4 protein-coding genes and 1 pseudogene are annotated in these 4920 nt (G+C 53.8%); all 5 read left to right on the top strand.

Annotation, left to right across the window (positions count from 1 at the left end; all coding sequences use genetic code 11):
* Positions 1–256, top strand: a pseudogene (locus tag JMF90_RS24040) (glycosyltransferase family 1 protein); the annotation flags it as partial.
* Between the two features lie 81 nt (positions 257–337).
* Complete coding sequence (locus JMF90_RS24035) at positions 338–2017, top strand: glycosyltransferase family 1 protein (protein WP_201316729.1); 1680 nt, start codon at positions 338–340, stop codon at positions 2015–2017.
* Between the two features lie 73 nt (positions 2018–2090).
* Positions 2091–3128 (top strand): GDP-mannose 4,6-dehydratase, encoded by a 1038-nt coding sequence (gene gmd / locus JMF90_RS24030; RefSeq protein WP_201316759.1) that lies wholly within the window; start codon positions 2091–2093, stop codon positions 3126–3128.
* 3 nt (positions 3129–3131) lie between these two features.
* On the top strand, positions 3132–4028 hold the full coding sequence (locus JMF90_RS24025) for a GDP-mannose 4,6-dehydratase (protein ID WP_201316730.1): 897 nt from the start codon (positions 3132–3134) through the stop codon (positions 4026–4028).
* A partial coding sequence (locus tag JMF90_RS24020; RefSeq protein WP_201325509.1) for a glycosyltransferase family 1 protein occupies positions 4025–4920 on the top strand: 896 nt, incomplete at its 3' end. The genes JMF90_RS24025 and JMF90_RS24020, both read left to right, overlap by 4 nt.

Here is a 4920-nt window from a genome sequence, read left to right as displayed (position 1 = left end):
GGTTGCGATGCGCGGGTTCGATAAATTTGTCAATGCGAGAGGCGTGTCGCTCGCCGACGACAGCCGCACATTCGTGGCTGCATTGCGGAAGACGATGGCAGCTACACCGTTGCGGCTTACGCCTCAGGAAATGTCAGAGCGACAGTCGGTGCTTTGGGACGAGACACTGAGCGGATTTGTGGACTTTGTGGCGGGTTTTGGTGCGAAGCGATCGTCTGCCGCGGAATTCAAGCAGCGTCCGCAATATCAGGTCTGAGCGAAAGAAGAATCAACACACGCGGCCGCGATATTTCCTGGATGTCCGAGGAGATCGCGAGTTGCGAAGAAAGGATGATGCATGTCGCAAAATAATGCACCGCTGATTTGGATGAACGTCACGACCAGTGCAAACTGGAACCGTCCCCCCGTCGGTATCGTTCGTGTTGAGCAGGCACTCTGCACCGAACTCGAGGCGTTATACGGTAGGCAACGCTTCCGGAAATGTATTTGGCGAGAGGGCCAGTTTATTGAGTGGGCGGAGCCCATCGGTGAGCGACCGTCTGAAATTGACGATGCCATCGATATGATGCTCCCTAAGACGGAGTCTTTCGATCTGTCGCGACGTTTCATGTATCGGGCAATGGAGTTATTCGGTAAGAAATCAACTTCGCGAAACGGGTCGCATGGCTTGCGGATCGATGTGCCGACCAATGATCCACAGTATCGTCTGTCACCTGTTGCAGGAGATATTGTCGTGTCGATCGGATTGGATTGGGATCAATCCTATTCTTCCGAATTTTATAATTTGCAGAAGAAGAAGGGTATTCATGTAATAACGTGCTGCTATGATCTGATTCCGGTTCTATTTCCGCAGTATTGCGTAGGTGATGTATCGAGTCGATTCAAGGAATATTTCAATTCTCTTGCGTGGGGCTCGACTGCCGTCCTGTGCATTTCGGAGCAAACCCGGAAAGACTATCTTGATCTCTGCAACAGGATTGGGTCCCCAATTCGCCCATCTCATGTGATTCCCTTGGGTGACAATGTTCCGACCGGGGAGGGCGAACTCGGACCGGAAGTACAGGCAGTGATCAGAAAGCCGTTCATTCTCTTCGTGTCGACAATTGAACGGCGGAAGAATCATGAAGTCCTGTACCGTGCATATCATCGTCTCTGTCGCGACGGGTACGGTGACGCGCTACCGAAGCTTGTATTCGTCGGGATGCCGGGTTGGGGAGTCGGCGATTTGCTGAAGGATATCGAGCTTGATCCACTGACCCAAGGCAAGATTGAGCAACTGAATCATGTCACCGATTATGAATTGATGCAGCTGTATAATCACGCGCTATTCTGCGCGTACCCGTCTCTGTATGAGGGGTGGGGATTGCCGGTCGGCGAAGCGTTGGCTATGGGCAAGGCGGTCCTGAGTTCCGATCAAGGTTCGCTGCCGGAAGTCGGCCGCGATCTGGTTCGGTATTTACCGGCTTGGGATGTTAACGCGTGGGCGGATGCAATTCTTGAATGGTGCATGACGCCAGCCAAGGTGGAGGAAATCGAGCTCCGCGTGAAGAAGGAATATCGGGTGCGCAAGTGGTCGGATACAGCGAACGTTGTAAAAGACGTTATCGATGGTATTCTCGCTGACAAGTCGAATGTCGAGATGGCAATTTATCCCGGTCACGATTGCAGTACGCAGATCGGTGTTCATATCGGATCGGGGCTGCAGGGTACAGGAAAGGACGGATTTTTGATGTATGGTCCACATCGTTCGATTGAGGCGGGAAGCTACGCGGTGAAGGTATTTGGTGTCGCAGATGTTGAAAAGGACGCCAATTTGTTGTTCGATTTCGTTGCGAACGAGGGGCGTCAATGCCTTTGGCGAGGTGATGTACGGTTTCCCCAGGCACTATCGGTGAAAGAATCGCTGGTGGTGGAGTTTAATATCGACGTCGAGCGAACACTGGACGATTTCGAGGTGCGCTGTATCGATCGAGGAGCACAAGCGCAGCTTACGCGACTGGAAATCTCGAGGCGGTAAGGTGAGTTTGGCGGATCGAAATGTGAAGAAATCGATTCGAAAATCAAGTTAAATGGAAGTGAGTGAGTTGAAAATGAATGCGACCGCAATAATTACAGGTATTACCGGGCAAGATGGCGCTTATCTTGCTGAGCTCTTGCTTGAGAAAGGCTATGTCGTCTACGGCACCTATCGCCGTACGAGTTCCGTGAACTTTTGGCGAATCGAGGAGCTCGGAATTGCTGCGCATCCGAATTTGCACTTGGTCGAATACGATTTGACTGATCTGAGCTCTAGTATTCGCCTGCTGCAGCAGACTGGAGCAACGGAAGTTTACAATCTCGCGGCGCAAAGCTTCGTCGGTGTATCGTTTGATCAACCCGTGACGACGGCAGAAATCACCGGTATTGGTCCATTGAATTTGCTCGAAGCGATACGCATCGTCAATCCTGCGATCCGTTTCTATCAGGCAAGCACGTCGGAAATGTTCGGAAAGGTTCAGGCGATTCCGCAAACTGAGCAAACGCCGTTCTATCCGCGTAGCCCCTATGGCGTCGCCAAGCTTTACGCGCACTGGATCACGGTCAATTACCGTGAGAGTTATAACATTTTCGGATGCAGCGGGATCTTGTTCAACCACGAGTCGCCGTTGCGCGGGCGTGAATTTGTCACTCGTAAGATTACGGACAGTGTCGCGAAGCTCCGTCTCGGCAAGCTTGACATTCTCGAACTGGGCAACCTTGATGCAAAGCGCGATTGGGGTTTCGCAAAGGAATACGTAGAGGGTATGTGGCGTATGCTGCAGGCCGACCAGCCGGATACCTATGTGTTGGCAACCAACCGTACGGAAACGGTACGCGATTTTGTCAGCATGGCGGCGCAGGCCGCTGGATTCAAGCTTGCTTGGGAAGGGCGAAACGAGCAAGAGATCGGTGTCGATCAACTGTCGGGTAAGACGATCGTGCGCATCAATCCGAAATTTTATCGACCGGCCGAAGTGGAGTTGCTGATCGGCGATCCGCAAAAAGCGCATGATGTGCTCGGATGGAAGCCAACCACCACTCTCGAACAACTTTGCCAGATGATGGTCGAGGCAGATATTCGTCGCAACGAGATTGGATTCTCCTTCTGATCTATGGCGAAAGTCCTAATCACTGGGATCGGCGGCTTTACAGGCGGCTATCTCGCACGCCAGTTGGCGGCGAGCGGTCATGACGTGTGCGGGCTCGCCCACCGGGCTGGTGTGAGCTCTGAGTGGCGTACGCACGTCGTGGACTTGCTTGACCGTCGACGGCTCGCTGATATTATCGAACTCGAAAAGCCGCAAGTGGTTGCGCATCTTGCTGCAATTGCGTTCGTTGCGCACGATGATGTCGGTTCCATTTACGAGACCAACATCGTTGGTACACGGAACCTGCTCGAAGCGCTGGCATTGTCTTCGCGTCGGCCGGACGCCGTGCTTGTTGCAAGCAGTGCGAACATCTATGGCAACGCCGATTGCGAAGTGATTGATGAATCTGTGGCGCCGTCGCCTGCAAACGACTATGCGGTCAGCAAGCTATCGATGGAGTATGTCGCCAAGCTCTGGAGCAAGCAGTTACCTATCGTGGTTGTGCGGCCGTTCAACTATACGGGCGTTGGTCAGGCCGAAAACTTTCTTCTGCCGAAAATTGTTTCTCGTTTCCGCGCTCGTGCCCCGGTACTTGAACTTGGAAACCTCGACGTCATCCGCGACTTCTCCGATGTTCGGATGGTTGTGGCGGCCTATGAACGGCTATTGAACGGCGCATTTGCAGGCGAGACGTTTAATGTCTGTTCCGGGGCCGGGTATTCGCTTCAGGAAGTGCTGACAGTCATGGAAAAACTGGCGGGCTATCGGCCTGAAGTTCGAGTCAATCCGAACTTCGTGCGTGCGAATGAAGTTCGCAAACTGGTCGGCGATAACAGTAAATTGCGTCGGGCCATTGGTGCAGAGCCAGGACAGATTCCGTTGCACGACACCCTCAAATGGATGCTGGAGAGCGCGGATTGAAGTTGATTCTTGCGGTCGATGCGATCGTTCCGCCGCTGACCGGCATCGGTCGATATGCGTGGGAGTTGGCGAGGTATTATCGAACGGCACCCACCGGCGATCTTGATGCCGTTCTTTATTACTTCGCGGGCGAATGGGTTAGCGATCCCGCACAACTACTGGATGGCCGTCCGTGGCGGAGCGCAGACGCGCACTCAAAAGGAAAATTCTGGTCGCGTGCATCTGTTGCTGTGAGAAGCTGGCGCCGCCAGCGCGCACTCCGAACACATGTCTTTCATTCTCCGAACTATTTTTTGCCAGAATACGTGGAAGGCGGGGTGATAACGGTTCACGACCTGTCCGTCTTCAAGTACCCGGAAACTCACCCGATAGAGCGCATTCGCCATTTTGAGCGGAGCTTTGCGTCGACGTTGCGCCGTACCGCACATATCATCACGGATTCTGAGGCCATAAGGCGAGAGGTGTCGGAGTATTTTGGTTGGCCGTTGGACAATATCACCACGGTGCCGCTCGGGGTTCCGCCGGAATTCAGGTCCTATGACCATGGAGATCTCGTCGTTTCGCTAAATCAGTTTCGCCTGTCTCCCGGGGGCTATACGCTTTGTGTATCGACGCTAGAGCCGAGAAAGCGAGTCGACGCGTTGCTTGCAGCGTATTCTGTGCTGCCCGCTGATCTGCGAGCTCGCTACCCGCTCGTGCTTGCAGGCAGTTCGGGCTGGCTGAACGATGAGTTGGGCCGGAGAATCGCGAGAGGTGAGGCAGAGGGGTGGCTCCGGTATCTGGGTTTTGTCCCGGAGCCGCTGTTGCCGCTGCTCTATGCAGGGGCGCATGCGTTTTTCTTTCCGTCGCTCTATGAAGGCTTTGGCCTACCGGTATTAGAGGCGCTCGCGAG

Origin of the sequence: Burkholderia sp. E168m23, assembly GCF_016586125.1 — a bacterium.
Lineage (GTDB): Bacteria > Pseudomonadota > Gammaproteobacteria > Burkholderiales > Burkholderiaceae > Burkholderia > Burkholderia orbicola.
This window is presented reverse-complemented; position numbering and strand designations above follow the sequence as displayed.

Coding starts and splice junctions, on each gene's coding strand:
- JMF90_RS24025 (WP_201316730.1), top strand. CDS start 3,132: ATGGCGAAAGTCCTAATCACTGGGATCGGCGGCTTTACAGGCGGCTAT.
- gmd (WP_201316759.1), top strand. CDS start 2,091: ATGAATGCGACCGCAATAATTACAGGTATTACCGGGCAAGATGGCGCT.
- JMF90_RS24035 (WP_201316729.1), top strand. CDS start 338: ATGTCGCAAAATAATGCACCGCTGATTTGGATGAACGTCACGACCAGT.